Source organism: Proteus cibi (genome assembly GCF_003144405.1).
Taxonomy (GTDB): domain Bacteria; phylum Pseudomonadota; class Gammaproteobacteria; order Enterobacterales; family Enterobacteriaceae; genus Proteus; species Proteus cibi.
This window is the reverse complement of sequence record NZ_PENW01000002.1, coordinates 1-17,068: the sequence shown is the minus strand read 5'-3', so window position 1 is coordinate 17,068 and position 17,068 is coordinate 1. Positions and strand designations below refer to the sequence as shown.

Annotated in this window: 16 protein-coding genes and 1 riboswitch; of the genes, 8 read left to right on the top strand and 8 right to left on the bottom strand. The window is 38.9% G+C overall.

Annotated features, from left to right (window positions below; genetic code table 11):
• Positions 1-75 precede the first annotated feature (75 nt).
• Positions 76-1,434: a polysaccharide deacetylase family protein gene (locus DK865_RS00300; RefSeq protein WP_228407702.1), complete on the top strand. Its 1,359-nt coding sequence runs from the start codon at positions 76-78 to the stop codon at positions 1,432-1,434.
• Between the two features lie 190 nt (positions 1,435-1,624).
• The gene (locus DK865_RS00295; protein WP_109390897.1) at positions 1,625-2,569 is read left to right on the top strand and encodes an Rpn family recombination-promoting nuclease/putative transposase; all 945 of its coding nucleotides are present in this window, start codon (positions 1,625-1,627) and stop codon (positions 2,567-2,569) included.
• 819 nt (positions 2,570-3,388) lie between these two features.
• Here DK865_RS00295 and thiH read toward each other — a convergent pair.
• Genes thiH through thiC form a run of 6 tightly spaced genes read right to left on the bottom strand, consistent with a single transcriptional unit; the run spans position 3,389 to position 8,811 of the window.
• The gene (gene thiH, locus DK865_RS00290; protein ID WP_023583097.1) at positions 3,389-4,507 is read right to left on the bottom strand and encodes a 2-iminoacetate synthase ThiH; all 1,119 of its coding nucleotides are present in this window, start codon (positions 4,505-4,507) and stop codon (positions 3,389-3,391) included.
• The gene (locus tag DK865_RS00285; RefSeq protein WP_109390896.1) at positions 4,507-5,286 is read right to left on the bottom strand and encodes a thiazole synthase; all 780 of its coding nucleotides are present in this window, start codon (positions 5,284-5,286) and stop codon (positions 4,507-4,509) included. Before DK865_RS00285 ends, thiH begins: the two co-directional genes overlap by 1 nt.
• A gap of 1 nt (position 5,287) precedes the next feature.
• The gene (gene thiS, locus DK865_RS00280) at positions 5,288-5,488 is read right to left on the bottom strand and encodes a sulfur carrier protein ThiS (protein WP_006534717.1); all 201 of its coding nucleotides are present in this window, start codon (positions 5,486-5,488) and stop codon (positions 5,288-5,290) included.
• Positions 5,485-6,234 (bottom strand): HesA/MoeB/ThiF family protein, encoded by a 750-nt coding sequence (locus DK865_RS00275; protein WP_109390895.1) that lies wholly within the window; start codon positions 6,232-6,234, stop codon positions 5,485-5,487. Before DK865_RS00275 ends, thiS begins: the two co-directional genes overlap by 4 nt.
• Entirely contained in the window at positions 6,228-6,875 is a 648-nt protein-coding gene (thiE, locus tag DK865_RS00270) for a thiamine phosphate synthase (protein ID WP_109390894.1), read from the bottom strand. The genes DK865_RS00275 and thiE overlap by 7 nt, the downstream gene beginning before the upstream one ends.
• On the bottom strand, positions 6,859-8,811 hold the full coding sequence (gene thiC / locus DK865_RS00265; RefSeq protein ID WP_109390893.1) for a phosphomethylpyrimidine synthase ThiC: 1,953 nt from the start codon (positions 8,809-8,811) through the stop codon (positions 6,859-6,861). Before thiC ends, thiE begins: the two co-directional genes overlap by 17 nt.
• A gap of 141 nt (positions 8,812-8,952) precedes the next feature.
• Positions 8,953-9,075: riboswitch (TPP riboswitch) on the bottom strand.
• Positions 9,076-9,325: 250 nt separating this feature from the next.
• On the opposite strand from thiC, the gene nudC reads away from it, so the two are divergent.
• The 6 genes from nudC (at position 9,326) to DK865_RS00235 (ending at position 13,769) form a co-directional block, all read left to right on the top strand.
• The gene (nudC, locus tag DK865_RS00260; protein WP_036914226.1) at positions 9,326-10,111 is read left to right on the top strand and encodes an NAD(+) diphosphatase; all 786 of its coding nucleotides are present in this window, start codon (positions 9,326-9,328) and stop codon (positions 10,109-10,111) included.
• Between the two features lie 88 nt (positions 10,112-10,199).
• Positions 10,200-11,273: a uroporphyrinogen decarboxylase gene (gene hemE / locus DK865_RS00255; RefSeq protein ID WP_036914222.1), complete on the top strand. Its 1,074-nt coding sequence runs from the start codon at positions 10,200-10,202 to the stop codon at positions 11,271-11,273.
• Complete coding sequence (gene nfi / locus DK865_RS00250) at positions 11,266-11,934, top strand: deoxyribonuclease V (RefSeq protein ID WP_023583104.1); 669 nt, start codon at positions 11,266-11,268, stop codon at positions 11,932-11,934. Before hemE ends, nfi begins: the two co-directional genes overlap by 8 nt.
• A gap of 74 nt (positions 11,935-12,008) precedes the next feature.
• Entirely contained in the window at positions 12,009-12,599 is a 591-nt protein-coding gene (locus DK865_RS00245; RefSeq protein WP_023583105.1) for a YjaG family protein, read from the top strand.
• 190 nt (positions 12,600-12,789) lie between these two features.
• Positions 12,790-13,062, top strand: a complete 273-nt coding sequence (locus DK865_RS00240; RefSeq protein ID WP_004246922.1) for an HU family DNA-binding protein — start codon at positions 12,790-12,792, stop codon at positions 13,060-13,062.
• A 44-nt stretch (positions 13,063-13,106) separates the two neighbouring features.
• Positions 13,107-13,769: a DUF1481 domain-containing protein gene (locus DK865_RS00235; protein WP_228407701.1), complete on the top strand. Its 663-nt coding sequence runs from the start codon at positions 13,107-13,109 to the stop codon at positions 13,767-13,769.
• 24 nt (positions 13,770-13,793) lie between these two features.
• Here DK865_RS00235 and purD read toward each other — a convergent pair whose 3' ends face one another.
• Together purD and purH are read right to left on the bottom strand one after the other, a co-directional pair.
• Positions 13,794-15,083, bottom strand: coding sequence for a phosphoribosylamine--glycine ligase (gene purD, locus DK865_RS00230; RefSeq protein ID WP_023583107.1), 1,290 nt, complete (start codon positions 15,081-15,083; stop codon positions 13,794-13,796).
• Between the two features lie 12 nt (positions 15,084-15,095).
• Positions 15,096-16,685 (bottom strand): bifunctional phosphoribosylaminoimidazolecarboxamide formyltransferase/IMP cyclohydrolase, encoded by a 1,590-nt coding sequence (purH, locus tag DK865_RS00225; RefSeq protein WP_109390891.1) that lies wholly within the window; start codon positions 16,683-16,685, stop codon positions 15,096-15,098.
• Positions 16,686-17,068: the final 383 nt, after the last annotated feature.

The following is a 17,068-nucleotide window of genomic DNA, read 5'->3' as shown; positions in this document are numbered from 1 at the left end:
ATCTAATTTAGATTAGATTGAAATGCCCTCCATTGTGAGGGCATTTTTTGTTTTTGTTCTACTTAAGTAGGCGAAATGATGAGAATAATAGCTAATTGTTTAATTATTCTATGTTTTATTTTTACTGGATTTACCTCAGCAGTACCTTATGACAGAGGAATTCCAACAGAAGCTCAATGGGATTTAAACGCACCCATTACAACATTGATGCAACTTCGCCAACAAAAAACGCTATATGCGTTTGTAGGAGATAAATTGCGACCTGTTGCAGAACTTTGTCCTAATCAAGGTTTTTATGCATCAGTTATGGAGGGAGATTATCACAAGATACAATTTGGGAATGCTCAAGGTTATCTTGAAGGGGGTTATTTAGAAGATGGCTATTTTGAAGATATTGCCACTATGAAACCTGATAAAAAAATACGCCTCTTATCAGATAGCACAAAGAAAACAGATTATCCTATCTACGAATATTTAATTACGACAAAGAATACTCCCATCTATAGTGAGAAAGATATTGCTAGCCCACAAATAGCAACACTCTTATCCAATTTACGTTATCCCGTGCTATCTCGCACCATAAAAGAAGATATTAATGGAAGTGAAATGAGTTGGTTTGAAATCTCTTTAGGGGACCGCTTAGGTTATATTTCATCAAGGGATGTAAAGCCTGATTTAGGGATACCGGTACTTACTTATCATCATATTCTCAAAGCAACGGAAAACCATAATTTTCGTCATACATCAACAACAACATCATTAACTGCATTTACAGAGCAGATGAATTATTTAAAAGAAGCAGGATATGAAACGCTTTCACTAAATCAAGTCGCAGGCTATTTAAATAAGCGTGTTAATTTACCAGGGAAAGCTGTCGCATTAACATTTGATGATGGCCTGCAATCCGTATATCGCTATGCTTATCCTCTTTTAAAAGAAAATGGCCAACGGGCAACACTATTTGTTATTTCATCGCGAATAAAATCGAAAACACCTAATTGGGCACCTAATTCATTACAATTTATGAGTTGGCAGTCACTCAAATCGAGTCGTGATGTTTTTGATATTCAATCACATTCCCATTTTTTACATCGTTTAGATAATAATAAAAAACCAATTATCTTTAGCCGTCAGTCTCACTCAATTATATTAGATTTACAACGTTCACAACGTGTATTGCGATTATTGAATCCACATCAATATGCCTTTGCATATCCTTTTGGTGGATATAATCAAAGGGCAATTCATGCAGTCAAAGCGTCAGGTATGACATTGGCGGTGACCACTCAGCAAGGAAAAGTACGTTTAGGTGACTCACCTTATGCTTTAAAACGCTTATATGCATTAAGTACCGATCCTATTGAAAAGTTTGCCAGAATGGTGGGCAATGATGAATATGAAGTGGTGAATAAAAATATCGTTGTTGATAAATAATTAAAAATAAAATTTATAATCTTAAAAAATACCTTTGATATTTATCGAGGGTATTTTTTATATTGTTATTACAAACTCATTTTAAATTAATAAATAACTTATATTTTTCAGATGATTATGATAATTTTTTAGTAAGGTAAATAGATTTTTTTCTGTAAGCTGGCAGTCCAAATTCGACATGGAGTCAGCTATGAATAAGCCCATATCAATTTCTTCTCATGATTCTGCATTCAAACGTTTTATGATGAATGTCAGTAATGCCAAAGACTTTTTCTTTATCCACTTGTCTGAAGAGTTAAAAAACCAGTGTGATTTTTCGACTTTGCAATTACAGAATTCTTCTTTTATTGATATAAAATTACGTTCTCGTATGTCTGATATTTTATATTTGGTGAAAACCAAAGAGGGTGATGTTCCCATTTATTTACTTATAGAACATCAATCTAGACCTGATCAAATGATAGCTTGGCGTATGATGCACTATGCATTTTGCACCATGAATCAGCATTTACAGCAAGGTTATAAGTCTTTGCCTCTCGTTGTTCCAATCTTGTTTTATCATGGAAAGAAGAAACCTTATCCTTTTCCTGTTAATTGGATGGAATGTTTTCCACTTTCTTCACTTGCTAATCATCTTTATTCTAATGACTTCTCTTTAATTGATTTGACCTCAATTGATGATGATATTTTACTGACACATAAAAAAGCAGCGGTAATGGAAATTGCAATGAAGCATGTTAATAGCTGTCATGATCTTAATAAGATTGCAATGCTGTTATCAAAAGCAATAAATCAGAAAAACTGCAGTGATGAAGACACTGTTGCTGTTGTACAATATTTATTCTCAATCATGGATGCATCAGATTTTGAATTTATTATAAATAAGATAGCTGAACGAGTAGATAACCACAGAGAGACAATTATGAATATAGCGTGGAGATTAGAAAATAAAGGATTTGAAATAGGAAAAAATGAAGGTATTGAATTAGGTAAAATGGCAGGTATTGAATTAGGAAGAAAATCAGTACAATTAGAATTAGCACAAAAATTATTAAAAGAGAACTTTGATCTTCCATTTATCGAACGAATGACGGGTTTAAGTGTACACGAAATTAAATTATTAGTGATAGTATAGTAAATATAATCAATAAATATTATTAATCAATAAAATACCAATAATTTATTAGAGTAACTTTTTATTTTATCTCTTCACGCGTTTATTATAAATAGAATACTCCTTTCTATTATTTAAGAGGAGTATTCATATTTTATGTTCTTGTTTATCTTTACCCGGCGTAAATGAAAAAACACCCGCTTCACCGTTTTACGTGCTTCTATAACACGTGTTTGTACTGGTTTTTCTGTTTTAATAAGATCAATTTGTTTTGCACCATTTATACTTATCTCGACAAAAATAGCCGTTGTTTTAATTGTCCCTGTTCGTTCAGGAATATTCAGTATTTATGCTTCGGGGGTGAGCCTGGCGTTAATATCGACAGGGCGATAAATAGTATTAGGGTAAAAATCACTTCCTTTACCTGCTGGTTTCGAATAGAGCACATTGTTGAACATATATTTTTTTGCTCTTCCAAAATCGCCAGAGCGATAAGCCTACATCATCTCTTTTCCATATTTATTTTCAGTTAAGAAAGGGCAATCCATTTTTGCACATATAGAACAAATATTTCTTTTAAAAAGATCTGAATACTCATAATTCGGTCGTTTTTTTCACTCATAAAATTATTCTTATTTAATCATAAAGATGTTTAAATACAGTTTAAATCACTGTAATTAACTATCGAATTTGAGTGAAACCTAATAATAAATAGATATGTTTTATTTTTTGTTTGATTGGAATTAAATTATTAATTTTTTATCTAATATATAATAAAAACCACCTTTGTTATTTGTCATTAAATAAACTAAAGGCGGTTTTATCTTATTTAAACTTTAATTAACGCCCTAAGTAATTATCCCAGTCTTTCCAAATGGGTTGTAATCCTCGTTCTTTTAATGCGTTAATCACATCATTAACATGGCGATTATCATTTGGAGAGAATTGTTCTAATTCTTCATGGCTATCAGAATATCCACCGGGTTGAGTTTTTGATCCTGCACTAATGTTATTAATGGCTAACGGTACTGTGTTATCACGAAAATAAGGAGATTCACGCGTTGAAAGTGAAAGTTCAACATCCGGTGCTAAAATGCGAAAAGCACAGATCAATTGCACTAATTCAGCTTCATTCATTACCGATGCTGGGTTAAGTCCACCAGCGCAAGGACGCAAACGAGGAAAAGAAATAGAGTAACGGCTTTTCCAATACCGTTTTTGCAAAAACAATAAATGTTCTGCAACCATATAGCAATCAGTACGCCATCTATCCGAAAGCCCAATTAATGCGCCTAGACCGATTTTATCAATTCCAGCTTGCCCTAATCGATCAGGTGTTTGTAATCGCCAATGAAAGTCCTGTTTTTTACCTCTTAGATGATGCAATTGATAGGTTGGTTCATGATAGGTTTCTTGATAAACCATTACGCCATCAATACCCAGTGTTTTTAATTCTGCATATTCTTCTGTAGCAAGAGGTTGAACTTCCATCATTAATGAACTGAAATTTTCTCGAATAAGCGGGATATATTGGCGAAAATAATCCATACCCACTTTTCTTTGATGCTCTCCAGTCACTAATAACAAGCTATCAAAACCTAATTGTCTGATGCTATTACATTCGGCAATGATCTCACTTTCATTTAATGTTTTACGCTTAATGGCATTACTCATTGAAAAGCCACAATAAGTACAGTCATTTGCGCATAAATTAGAAAGGTAAAGTGGCACATACAATCCTACGACATTGCCAAAACGCTGACGCGTTAATTGTTGAGCGCGTTGTGCCATTGGCTCTAAATAATGGCGACCCGCGGGTGAAATCAGAGCCATAAAATCATCAAGTGTCAGTGTGTGGTGATTTAATGCGGCTTCAACATCCGCATTGGTTTTACTATTGAGCTTTAATGTAATGTCATCCCAATCAAGCTGTTGCCAATAATCAGAAAAAGTATCCATTAGAATGCCTCTAAGTATTGAGTTAATGGACTAGAGGCTTGTGCTTGCATATTTACAACGGAAGCGGGTGTAGTTAGTCCTGATTGTCGAGCAAGTTCACCAGCCTCAAGCGCAGCTTTAAAGGCTTGTGCCATTAGAATAGGATTTCGGGCAACAGCAATTGCGGTATTAACTAATACGGCATCAGCCCCTAATTCTAACGCGTCGAGTGCATGACTTGGTGCACCAATGCCCGCATCTACAACAACAGGAATTGAGGCTTGTTCAATGATAATTCGTAGGAAATCACGAGTTTGTAAGCCTTGATTTGAGCCGATAGGAGAACCTAAAGGCATTACAGCGGCACAGCCAACTTCTTCTAAACGACGACATAAAACAGGATCAGCACTGCAATAAGGCAAGACAACAAAACCTTCTTTAACAAGGAGCTCCGCAGCTTTAAGTGTTTCAATAGGATCGGGCAATAAATATTTGGTATCAGGATGAATTTCTAATTTTACCCAATGGGTGCCAAAGGCTTCTTTGGCTAAACGAGCCGCAAAAATAGCTTCTTGTGCTGTTTTTGCGCCTGAAGTATTAGGTAATAATTTTACTCCTAATGATTTAAGAGGTGCGATTAAATCATCATTACCATTTTTTAAATCTACACGTTTCATTGCCATCGTGACTAATTGGCTACCCGAAGCCTTAATAGCTTCAGTCATGAGTGTTGGTGTTGCAAATTTTCCTGTGCCTGTAAAAAGTCTAGATGTGAATGTTGTATCAGCAATTTTTAACATATCAGCCCCCTGCAATTGCTTGGAAGAGAAGAATAGTATCGCCATCATTTATAAAATGAGTTTCCCAGTTTTCACGGGGAACAATCGTTTCATTGATAGCAAGCGCCACACCAATTGGTGGTTGCTCTAACTGAATAAGGAGCTGACAGATGGTGACAGGCATATCCAGAGAATATTGTTCGTCATTTACGGTGATGTTCATGCTACCCCTCGACAAACAGGACATGTTTTTGATGGTGTTAAACGCAAAGTACTCCAATTTTGTTTTCTACCATCGAAAAGGCGAAGTTTTCCACTCAGAGAGCAGGGTAAACCAGATAGCAATTTAATTGCTTCAAGTGCCTGAAGTGTGCCAATTACCCCCACAACAGGACCTAGAATTCCGGCTGTTTTGCAGTTTCTTTGTGGTTCAGTTTCATCAGGATATAGGCAGTGATAGCAGCCATGAGTAAAAGGCGGTTCAAACACCATAAGCTGACCACTAAACCCTACGGCACTGCCACTGATAAGCGGAGTTTGCTGTGCGACACAAGCACGATTAATTGCTTGGCGTGTGAGCATGTTATCTGTGCAATCTAAAACTAAATCAACCTCTTTAACTAATTTATATAATGAATCATCATTCATACGTTGTTTATAAGAGGTAATTTTTATATCCGGATTTAAAGCCAGTAGAGACTGCTTTGCGACCGCTGATTTTGCATTAGGAATATCTTGAGTACGATAAAGAATTTGACGTTGTAGATTAGAAACATGTAACTCATCATCATCAACTAAAATAAGTTCACCAATACCAGCACCTGCAAGATAAAGAGAAGCAGGAGAGCCTAATCCACCCAGACCAACAATCAGTACCTTTGCTTGTTGAAGCTTATTTTGACCATCTAAGCCAATATCTTCTAACATCACTTGTCGGCTATAACGCATAAAATCATTATCATTTAGCATGATGGTTTTCCTTCCACTAATTCTAATAATTTACGAGTTACTTGTTGCCAATCTGGTGCTTTTGTTATTGCACTGACTAAGGCAATGCTTCCAACGCCAGTAGCAACAACATCCGGCACTCTTTCTAGTGAGATCCCACCAATAGCAACCGTTGGAAAATCAGGTGTTAGAGCTACTTGATGCTTGAGTGCCTTCAAACCTTGAGGTTTAGATGGCATATCTTTTGTTGTGGTTGGAAATATATGCCCTAATGCGATGTAAGATGGACGTAATGTTTTCGCTCTTTGTAATTCAACTTCATCATGAGTGGAAATACCAAGGCGTAATCCGGATTGTTTAATGGCATTAAGGTCGGCAATATCAAGATCTTCTTGACCAAGATGAACACCATAGGCGCGATGTTTTATTGCCAGTTGCCAATAATCATTGATAAACAGTCTTGCCTGATATTGTTTACCTAGTTTTATCGCTTCGATAATATCCTGTTCAACTTCTTCTGATTGTTGGTCTTTAATTCTTAATTGAATTGTGGTGACGCCTGTTTTTAACAGGCGTTCGATCCACTTGACAGAATCAACAACCGGATAAAGCCCAAGCTTTTTTTCTGTTGGGGCAAAAGGTGTGTTAGAGGATCTGTTCATTTTCAGTCACCTCAATATTGGTGATTTCTGCACTGTGGTATAACTCACTGCCATGCTCTTTAAAGGCTTGAGACATTTGTTCCATACCAGCCGCATAATCGCGTACTTCTTGCGTTATTTTCATTGAACAGAATTTAGGGCCACACATTGAGCAGAAGTGAGCAACTTTTCCTGATGCTTGAGGCAAGGTTTCATCGTGATATTGACGTGCCGTTTCAGGATCAAGCGCTAAATTGAATTGATCTTCCCATCTAAACTCAAACCGTGCTTTTGACATTGCATTATCACGGATTTGAGCGCCAGGATGCCCTTTGGCTAAATCGGCAGCATGAGCGGCGATTTTATAAGTAATAAGACCTTGTTTTACATCTTCTTTATTAGGTAAGCCAAGGTGTTCTTTGGGCGTGACGTAACACAACATGGCACAACCAAACCAGCCAATCATTGCCGCACCGATACCTGAGGTAAAATGGTCATAACCCGGTGCAATATCAGTCGTTAGTGGACCCAAGGTATAAAAAGGTGCTTCGTGGCAGTGTTCTAACTCTTCCGTCATATTGCGGCGGATCATCTGCATTGGGACATGACCCGGACCTTCTATCATGACTTGAACGTCATATTCCCAAGCAATTTTTGTTAACTCACCTAGCGTATGTAATTCAGAAAATTGGGCTTCATCGTTGGCATCTTGAATTGAACCCGGTCTTAGTCCATCACCGAGTGAAAGCGATACATCATAAGCCGTACAAATTTCACAGATTTCACGGAAATGTTCGTAGAGGAAATTCTCTTTATGATGTGATAAACACCATTTTGCCATTATCGAACCGCCGCGAGATACAATACCTGTTAGGCGTTTTGCTGTCATTGGCACATAACGTAACAATACACCTGCATGAATAGTAAAGTAATCAACCCCTTGTTCTGCTTGTTCTAGTAAGGTGTCACGGAACATTTCCCAAGTGAGATCTTCAGCAATACCGTTAACTTTCTCTAGTGCCTGATAAATAGGAACTGTACCAATAGGAACAGGGCTATTGCGAATGATCCACTCACGCGTTTCATGAATATAACGACCAGTTGAGAGATCCATTACAGTATCCGCTCCCCAGCGTGTAGACCAAATTAGTTTTTCAACTTCTTCTTCAATGGAGGAGGTTACAGAAGAGTTTCCAATATTGGCATTCACTTTTACTAAGAAATTGCGCCCAATAATCATGGGTTCTGATTCTGGGTGATTGATATTGGCAGGAATGATCGCTCGACCAGCCGCAACTTCTTGGCGCACAAACTCAGGAGTAATATTGTCAGGAAGATGAGCACCAAAGCTAAAGCCTGCGTGCTGTTGACGTAAAACTTCGCTACGAACTCTCTCTCTTCCCATGTTTTCACGAATAGCAATAAACTCCATTTCAGGCGTAATAATGCCTTGGCGAGCATAGTGCAATTGCGTCACACTTTTGCCATTTAGCGCTTTTTTAGGGCTTGGTTTTAAGGGAAAACGCAGATGTTCTAATCCGGCATCAGAAAGACGCTGTTGGGTGAAATCCGAACTTAAAAGTGAAAGAACTTCGGTATCATTGCGCTCATCAATCCATGGTTGACGTATTTTTTTTAATCCAAGATTAACATCAAGTTGAGACGCAGGATCACCATAAGGGCCTGATGTGTCATACACCGGTACAGGTTCATTCTCTTCAAAAACAGGGGAATCTTTTGATCCTCCTACTAGCGTTTTATCAAGTTGGATCTCACGCATTGGCACTTGAATGTCAGTACGTGACCCTTCGAGGTAAATGCGGTTTGAATTTGGGAAGCTTACGCCTTGAATGGTGCTGATAAACTCTTGAGCAGCATCACGCTGTTCTTTTCGTGGGCGCTGTTTGTTGCTTGTTGGTGAAATATCTTTAACGGATATAGTTTGATTTTGGGACATAGCATTTCCTAATAAATATCATGCAGGCTAATCGCCTGTCGGGTGAATATTGAGAAAAATGCTTGTCTGGAGGTCGCAGGGAGTATCGACAGATAGGTGTATATAGGAGTATAAAAAATATACGCAATGAAGCTATCAAAAGGTCGAATCACTCTTGTTCCCTTCGCGGGTATTAACCCGATCAGGTTCCGCGGATCCCGAATTAACGGTCTCAGCCTGTGTTTATAATAGCCTTATAAACACTAGGCACTCCGACAAGAAGATGTCCAGTATATGAAAGATTTTAAAAACTACAAGTCCGATATGGGTTATTTATTGAAATTCCGTTGTAGGCATTTTCGCCTTTTTCTGGGGGAATTTGAATAATGATCACTCTTAATAGCATTAATATAATTTATTGGTTTCATTGAGAAACTAGTAATGGATAAGAGAAGATAGGTATAATTGATTGAGTGGTTCTTGCTAAAGAGAGTATCCTCTATTCTATATCATTATTTTGGATAGAATGGTCGTTATGCATTTATATACATTAACAGGCTCAGAAAAAGGCTGGTGGACAGTCAGTCTTGGTGGGCGAGTGTGGTTACCTAAAGGTGAACTTCCGTTTGGTTTAGCTAAAGATTGGGATCTTATTGGTCAGCACGCCAAAATTGTGGGTGAATGGCAAGGTGAAACAGTTTGGCTTATTCATGGAAAAATGGATAACGACATGTGTTCACCAAGACTTATCGCTTCACAAGATGAAAACTTATTTAAATTAGTCGGTCGTGGTGTCCAATTGGCTGAGTTTTATCGTTCTCACCGTTTTTGTGGCTATTGTGGTTCTAAAATGCGCCATAGCGAGAGTGAATGGGCGTGTTTATGCGATAACTGCCATGAACGCTACTACCCGCAAATTGCCCCTTGTATTATTGTGGGTATTCGTCATGAAGATAAAATCTTATTAGCACATCATGTTAGGCATAAACATTCGCCTCTTTACACCGTACTCGCTGGTTTTGTTGAGGTTGGCGAAACATTAGAAGAAGCCGTGGCGCGTGAAGTGTTTGAAGAGAGCAATATTCGTATTCGCAATATTCGCTATGTCTCTTCTCAGCCTTGGCCGTTTCCTCATTCTTTAATGATGGGCTTTTTGGCTGATTATGATGGTGGCGAACTACGTCACGATCCTTCTGAATTAATGAGTGCAGATTGGTATCGCTATGATCAATTACCGCAGATCCCACCACCAGATACTATTGCTCGGCGCTTGATAGAAGATACGATAGCCAATATTAGACAAGATAAAGAAAAGAATTAAATAAAGACGCTGTCTGCCAACAGTTATTTTTCCAGCATGTTACAATGCATACTATTTTGCGGCCCTATTACTGTTAATGGAGTTAGTCATGAGTGAGTTGAAAAACGACCGCTATTTACGTGCGCTGTTGCGCCAACCTGTTGATGTCACCCCAGTTTGGATGATGCGTCAGGCAGGCAGATATCTTCCTGAATATAAGGAAACACGGGCGCAAGCGGGGGATTTCATCTCATTGTGCAAGAATACCGAATTAGCATGCGAAGTAACATTACAGCCTCTAAGACGTTTCCCTTTAGATGCTGCTATTTTATTTTCTGATATTTTAACTATTCCAGATGCAATGGGATTAGGTCTTTACTTTGAAACCGGTGAAGGTCCTCGTTTTAAATCACCAATAAATAGTCTTGATGATATTAAAAAATTACCTATTCCTGATCCTGAAGATGAACTGGGATATGTGATGAATGCAGTACGTGCTATTCGTCATGCGTTGCAAGGTAGTGTGCCATTAATTGGTTTTTCAGGAAGCCCTTGGACACTGGCAACCTATATGGTTGAGGGTGGAAGTAGTAAGGCCTTCACAAAAATTAAAAAAATGATGTATTCAGAGCCTCAAGCATTACATCTATTACTGGATAAACTGGCAGATAGCGTTACTCTATATTTGAATGCTCAAATTAAAGCGGGCGCACAATCTATCATGATCTTTGATACATGGGGGGGAGTGCTAACAGGCCGTGATTACCAACTCTTCTCATTACACTATATGCATAAGATTGTTGATGGTCTTATCCGTGAATATGATGGAAGAAAAGTACCTGTTACTTTATTTACCAAAGGTGGCGGTCGCTGGCTAGAAGCGATGGCTGCGACAGGTTGCGATGCATTAGGACTTGATTGGACGATTGATATCGAAGATGCACGCCGCCGAGTCGGGGATAAAGTTGCGCTACAAGGTAATATGGATCCTTCTATGCTGTATGCCCCACCGGCAAGAATAGAACAAGAAGTCGAAACTATTCTTGCTGGATTTGGTAAAGGCAACGGTCATGTCTTTAATCTTGGGCACGGTATTCATCAAGATGTTCCACCTGAACATGCTGGTGCATTTATTGATGCGGTTCACCGTTTATCGAAGCCTTATCATCAGGATAATGATTAATACCCAACAATTACGTCAGGAGCAGACAGAAAAGGCTCAACAGATTATTTTAACAGACCAATTTACAGCACCTGTTTTCATTGCAGGTGCTGATGTTGGTTTTGAAGACGGTGGCGCAGTGACTCGCGCCGCCATCGTGATAATGCATTACCCTTCTTTTGAAATTCTTGAATACCAAATTGCGCGAATACCTACTACTCTTCCTTACATCCCGGGTTTGCTTTCATTTAGAGAGTGTCCAGCGTTACTGAGTGCTTGGCAATTAATCAAACAGAAACCTTCTCTTATTTTTGTCGATGGACAAGGTATTGCTCATCCTAGAAAGCTTGGTGTTGCAAGTCATTTTGGTTTATTAGTGGATACACCGACTATTGGAGTCGCTAAAAGTCGTTTATGTGGCATTGATAAAGCGGTTAATGAAGAGATGGGAAGCCATGAGCCATTAATGGATAAGAATGAGCAAATAGGATGGATTTATCGTAGTAAGAAAAAATGTAAACCTCTATATATTTCTCCAGGCCATAAAGTGAGTATGGCGGGCGCTTTGCAGTGGGTTGAGTTGTGTATGAGAGGATATCGGTTGCCAGAACCAACGCGTTGGGCTGATGGTATTGCCTCAAATAGACGATTATTTGAGCAATTGAATAAGAATAAGCTCTAAATAGTCGGGAAATATGTGGATATTTTTAATTTTCAGGTAAACTGCGCCTAAGTTAAGAAAATGAGTAATCACGAATGTTGAAGAACCCAATCCATTTACGTTTAGAAAAGCTAGAAGCTTGGCAACACCTGACGTTTATGGCATGCCTGTGTGAGAGAATGTACCCCAATTATCAGGTATTTTGTCGTGAAACAGGTTTTACCGATCCAATGCTGTATCGCCGTATTCTCGATCTGGTTTGGGAAACTTTAACGGTGAAAGATGCAAAGGTGAATTTTGATTCTCAATTAGAGAAATTAGAAGAAGCTATTCCTGATGCATCTCAGTTCGAGATTTATGGTGTCTATCCTGCGATTGATGCCTGTGTTGCACTTAGTGAAATTGTTCACTCTCGTTTAAGCGGTGAATCATTAAGTCACGCTATTGAAGTAAGCAAATTATCAGTAGGGACAGTGGCTTCACTTGAAATGACACAAGCAGAAAGAGAAATGAGTGAAGAAGAGCTTAGATCTCTACCTGCTGTTATTGAAGAGTTCGATATCCAATGGGAAATTTACCGTCTACTTGTAGAATGTGAAGAAAGGGATGTTGAACTGATCAAAGGTCTACGTGCAGACCTTCGTGAAGCTGGAATGAGCAATATCGGTATAGAATTAACGCACTAAATCAGAAAAACGTGATTTAGTGCTTGAAAAGCGACGTTTAAAGACTTCACATCACCCCCGTGTATGTTCTACATTGGGTACGAAAAGAAGTGGCTCAGGTGTTTTACTTAATTTATCCTCTTAAAAAGGTAAGTTAAGTTTTTTCACCAGATGTTTTTCAAACGATAAAACATACTTTAAGGACTATTTTATGAACAAAGCTGAATTAACCGAATCAGTTGCTGAAAAAGCGGATCTGACAAAAACTCAAGCAAAAGCTGCTATTGAAGCGTTTATCGATTCAGTAACAGGTGCTCTGAAAGAAGGCGATTCTGTACAGTTAGTTGGTTTCGGTACATTCAAGGTGAATCACCGTGCAGAGCGTACTGGTCGTAACCCTCAAACTGGTAAAGAAATTAAAATTGCAGCAGCTAACGTTCCTGCATTTACTGCCGGTAAAGCACTGAAAGACGCAGTAAAATAATTCCTTTGAACGGAATGAACAATAGAGGGGGATTTACTCCCCTTTTGTTGAAACGACAGGGGCTGTTAGCAATCGGATCTGCTTTTTTGCTCAGCGCCTGCTCCTCTACTGTGCAACTACCTGAATTTTCTGCAACAGGATATATTGCGGATGAAGGTGTTGTGCGACTATGGCGTTTAAATAATAAAACGTCAGAACCTCAAGTAATTATGAGTGTTTATAGCTTTTATAAAAAGCCAGAAACTGTCATCACATTCTATGAATATCGCCAAAATAAGCTTTGGCAAGTCCGCTCTGAAATTATTAATCCTAACGATCCCTCATCTTGGCATCTTCGTTTAAATAAACGTGGTGAAGTTATTTTCATGCAACAAGAAAGCCAGAAGCAAAAACGCGCATTAACAGAAGATGAACGTTTAAGAATGGTATTTGCTGCAAGTAAAGAGCGTGAAATTAGCGAAGCGCTTACTATTGGAAAAGTAAACTTAGTACAGGGGGTCTGGTATCAAAATACAATGACAACATGTGCTGGCGAGAAGGTGAGTGTTTCATTTGAAGCTCCGGAACAGCGATGGTTAAAAACAAGAACACGTAATTCAAGTAAGCCTTCTTATGTTGCTTGGCTTGAGTCACCAGAAGGTAAGCAATTACTTATGGTTGCAGAACACGATTTTTGTAAATGGGAACCAACAAAAGAGAGCTTATGAACACTCCCTTTTGCTGTTGTTAATTTATTTCTTTAGGCGAGCAATCGCTCGATAGCCGATATCATGGCGATAAAAACTACCATTCCAATGAATACCTTTCGCTAAAGCATAAGCATTTTCTTGAGCTTGCTCGATATCATCACCTAATGCAGTTGCGCATAATACACGTCCACCGGCAGTGATAACTTCGCCTTTGTCATTGAGCGTTGTTCCAGCTTGAAATACCTTTGCTGTTGTTGAGGATGTTGATGTTAAGCCTTCGATAACGTCACCTTGACGATAATCCGCAGGATAGCCACCGGCAGCAATCACAATCCCTAAAGCTGGACGAGGATCCCAATGGGAATCTTTATCTTTTAAGTTACCTTTTGCCCCAGCTAAACAGAGCTCAACTAAGTCCGATTGCATACGCATCATAATAGGTTGAGTTTCTGGGTCACCAAAACGGCAGTTAAACTCAATCACTTTAGCAACACCTTGTTTATCAATCATCAGCCCAGCATAAAGGAAACCTTGATAACGATAACCTTCAGAAGCCATTCCTTTTACTGTTGGATAAATGATTTTTTCCATTACTTGCTGGTGGATTTCTGGTGTAACAACAGGTGCCGGTGAATATGCTCCCATTCCCCCTGTATTAGGGCCAGTATCTCCATCACCAACACGTTTGTGATCTTGACTTGTTGCCATAGGAATAACGTGTTCACCATCAACCATGACAATAAAGCTAGCTTCTTCGCCATCAAGAAATTCTTCGATAACAATACGGTGTCCTGCATCACCAAAAACATTGCCAGCCAGCATATCTTTAATGGCAACTTCAGCCTCAGTTTTTGTCATTGCAACAATAACGCCTTTACCTGCGGCTAAACCATCGGCTTTGATAACAATCGGCGCGCCTACTTTATTGAGATACTCAAGTGCAGGTGCTATTTCTGTAAAATTTTGATAATCCGCTGTCGGAATTTGATGACGAGCTAAAAAATCTTTTGTGAAGGCTTTAGAGCCTTCTAATTGCGCTGCGCCTTTTGTTGGACCAAAGATGGTTAATCCCGCTTCTTTAAATGCATCGACAACACCAATCACTAGCGGTGCTTCAGGTCCGACAATTGTCAAATCAATATCGTTTTCTTTAGCAAATTTAACTAAAGCAGGAATATCTGTAGCAGAAATTGCTACATTTTTTACTCCAGCTTCTAATGCTGTACCCGCATTACCAGGGGCAACAAAAACGTGTGTTGCAAGCGGTGACTGAACCGCTTTCCAAGCTAAAGCATGTTCACGACCGCCATTACCAATAATCAAAATCTTCATATCAATACCTTATTAATGACGGAAGTGACGCATATTGGTGAAAATCATGGCAATGTTATGCTCATTGGCAGCCGCAATCACTTCATCATCACGAATTGATCCACCAGGTTGAATAACACAAGTCACACCAGCAAGTGCGGCTGCATCAATACCATCTCTAAATGGGAAGAACGCATCTGATGCCATTGCACAACCTGCAACTTCTAAACCTTCATCAGCGGCTTTAATACCGGCAATTTTTGCAGAATATACACGGCTCATTTGTCCCGCACCAATACCGACGGTCATATCATTTTTAGCGTAAACAATGGCATTTGATTTTACGAATTTTGCGACTTTCCAGCAGAAGAGTGCATCTTTAAGTTCACGTTCACTTGGTTGGCGTTGAGTGACCACTCTTAAATTTTCTTCTTTTACCATACCCAAGTCACGATCTTGAACTAACAGCCCACCATTAACGCGTTTGAAATCTAATGCTGGTTTGGCTTCTTGCCATTGGCCACAAGCTAATACACGAACATTTGGCTTTGTTTCTAAAATTGGTAGTGCATCTTCATTAATAGAAGGAGCAATGATGACTTCAACAAACTGACGTTCGATGATTGCACTTGCTGTTTTTGCATCTAATGGACGATTGAATGCGATAATGCCACCAAATGCAGAGGTTGGATCAGTTTTAAATGCATTGTCGTATGCTTGTGTGAGCGTATTCGCAATAGCAACACCACAAGGATTTGCATGTTTCACAATAACACAAGCAGGCTCGGAGAATGATTTCACACATTCTAATGCGGCATCAGTATCAGCAATGTTGTTATAAGAAAGCGCTTTGCCTTGTAATTGGTTTGCAGTAGCAATAGATGCTTCGTCTATATTCTCTTCTATATAGAAAGCTGCTTGCTGATGAGCATTCTCACCATAACGCATATCTTGTTTCTTTATATAGTTCAAATTTAAGGTACGAGGGAAAATACCTGATGGTTGTGAAGTATCACCATAATAAGGTGCAACCTTTTGACCAAAATAGTTAGCAATCATTCCGTCGTAAGCAGCGGTATGTTCAAAGGCTTTAATCGCCAAATCAAAACGTGTATCTAGAGTAAGGCTATTTTCGTGATTATCCATTTCTTCAATCACTCTTTCATAGTCATTACTATTTACTACAATCGTAACGTCTTTATGATTTTTCGCTGCGGAGCGAACCATTGTTGGTCCACCAATATCAATATTTTCCACTGCATCTGCTAATGAGCAATCTGGGCGAGCGACTGTTTTAGCGAAAGGATAAAGATTGACGACGACCATATCGATAGGACGAATTTCATGTTCTTCCATTATTGCATCGTCTTGCCCACGGCGACCTAAAATTCCACCATGTACTTTAGGGTGCAGCGTTTTCACTCTGCCATCCATCATTTCTGGGAAACCAGTGTAATCGGAGACTTCAATAACCGGTAAGCCAGCTTCTGCTAATAGACGTGCGGTTCCACCTGTCGATAAGAGTTCGACTTCTCTTTCAACAAGTGCTTTAGCAAATTCTAAAATACCTGCTTTATCAGACACACTTAAAAGTGCACGGCGGATAGGACGAAGATGTTGCATGAGTTTTATCCCTTGGGGTTGGTATAACGGTAGTAATGGTGAAGTTAAATCACATTAATACAGTGAAATTGTGTTTGCTTAACTAACATTTCAGAAGATGGACACAAAATCAATCTTGCTTAATCGACCTCTATGATAACGCAAACGTTTGCGTTTGACATGCTAATTTTATGTAAAAAGGTGCTCTGTGGATAAAATTGTTGATAAGTGCGTATAAGTGGGGGTTTTGCTGTGGAATTAAGCAAACGATTTTTTTTCTTAAAAAAACTATTGCCAGCTTCAGAAAACTCCCTATAATGCGTCCTCGTTGTCACGGCAAACCACGCTAAGTGAGTTAGCCGAGAGAACAAAAAAATAAAGTGAAAAGCCTTATAAAATAACGC

Coding starts and splice junctions, on each gene's coding strand:
- DK865_RS00300 (WP_228407702.1), top strand. CDS start 76: ATGATGAGAATAATAGCTAATTGTTTAATTATTCTATGTTTTATTTTT.
- DK865_RS00295 (WP_109390897.1), top strand. CDS start 1,625: ATGAATAAGCCCATATCAATTTCTTCTCATGATTCTGCATTCAAACGT.
- thiH (WP_023583097.1), bottom strand. CDS start 4,507: ATGGATACTTTTTCTGATTATTGGCAACAGCTTGATTGGGATGACATT.
- DK865_RS00285 (WP_109390896.1), bottom strand. CDS start 5,286: ATGTTAAAAATTGCTGATACAACATTCACATCTAGACTTTTTACAGGC.
- thiS (WP_006534717.1), bottom strand. CDS start 5,488: ATGAACATCACCGTAAATGACGAACAATATTCTCTGGATATGCCTGTC.
- DK865_RS00275 (WP_109390895.1), bottom strand. CDS start 6,234: ATGCTAAATGATAATGATTTTATGCGTTATAGCCGACAAGTGATGTTA.
- thiE (WP_109390894.1), bottom strand. CDS start 6,875: ATGAACAGATCCTCTAACACACCTTTTGCCCCAACAGAAAAAAAGCTT.
- thiC (WP_109390893.1), bottom strand. CDS start 8,811: ATGTCCCAAAATCAAACTATATCCGTTAAAGATATTTCACCAACAAGC.
- nudC (WP_036914226.1), top strand. CDS start 9,326: ATGCATTTATATACATTAACAGGCTCAGAAAAAGGCTGGTGGACAGTC.
- hemE (WP_036914222.1), top strand. CDS start 10,200: ATGAGTGAGTTGAAAAACGACCGCTATTTACGTGCGCTGTTGCGCCAA.
- nfi (WP_023583104.1), top strand. CDS start 11,266: ATGATTAATACCCAACAATTACGTCAGGAGCAGACAGAAAAGGCTCAA.
- DK865_RS00245 (WP_023583105.1), top strand. CDS start 12,009: ATGTTGAAGAACCCAATCCATTTACGTTTAGAAAAGCTAGAAGCTTGG.
- DK865_RS00240 (WP_004246922.1), top strand. CDS start 12,790: ATGAACAAAGCTGAATTAACCGAATCAGTTGCTGAAAAAGCGGATCTG.
- purD (WP_023583107.1), bottom strand. CDS start 15,083: ATGAAGATTTTGATTATTGGTAATGGCGGTCGTGAACATGCTTTAGCT.
- purH (WP_109390891.1), bottom strand. CDS start 16,685: ATGCAACATCTTCGTCCTATCCGCCGTGCACTTTTAAGTGTGTCTGAT.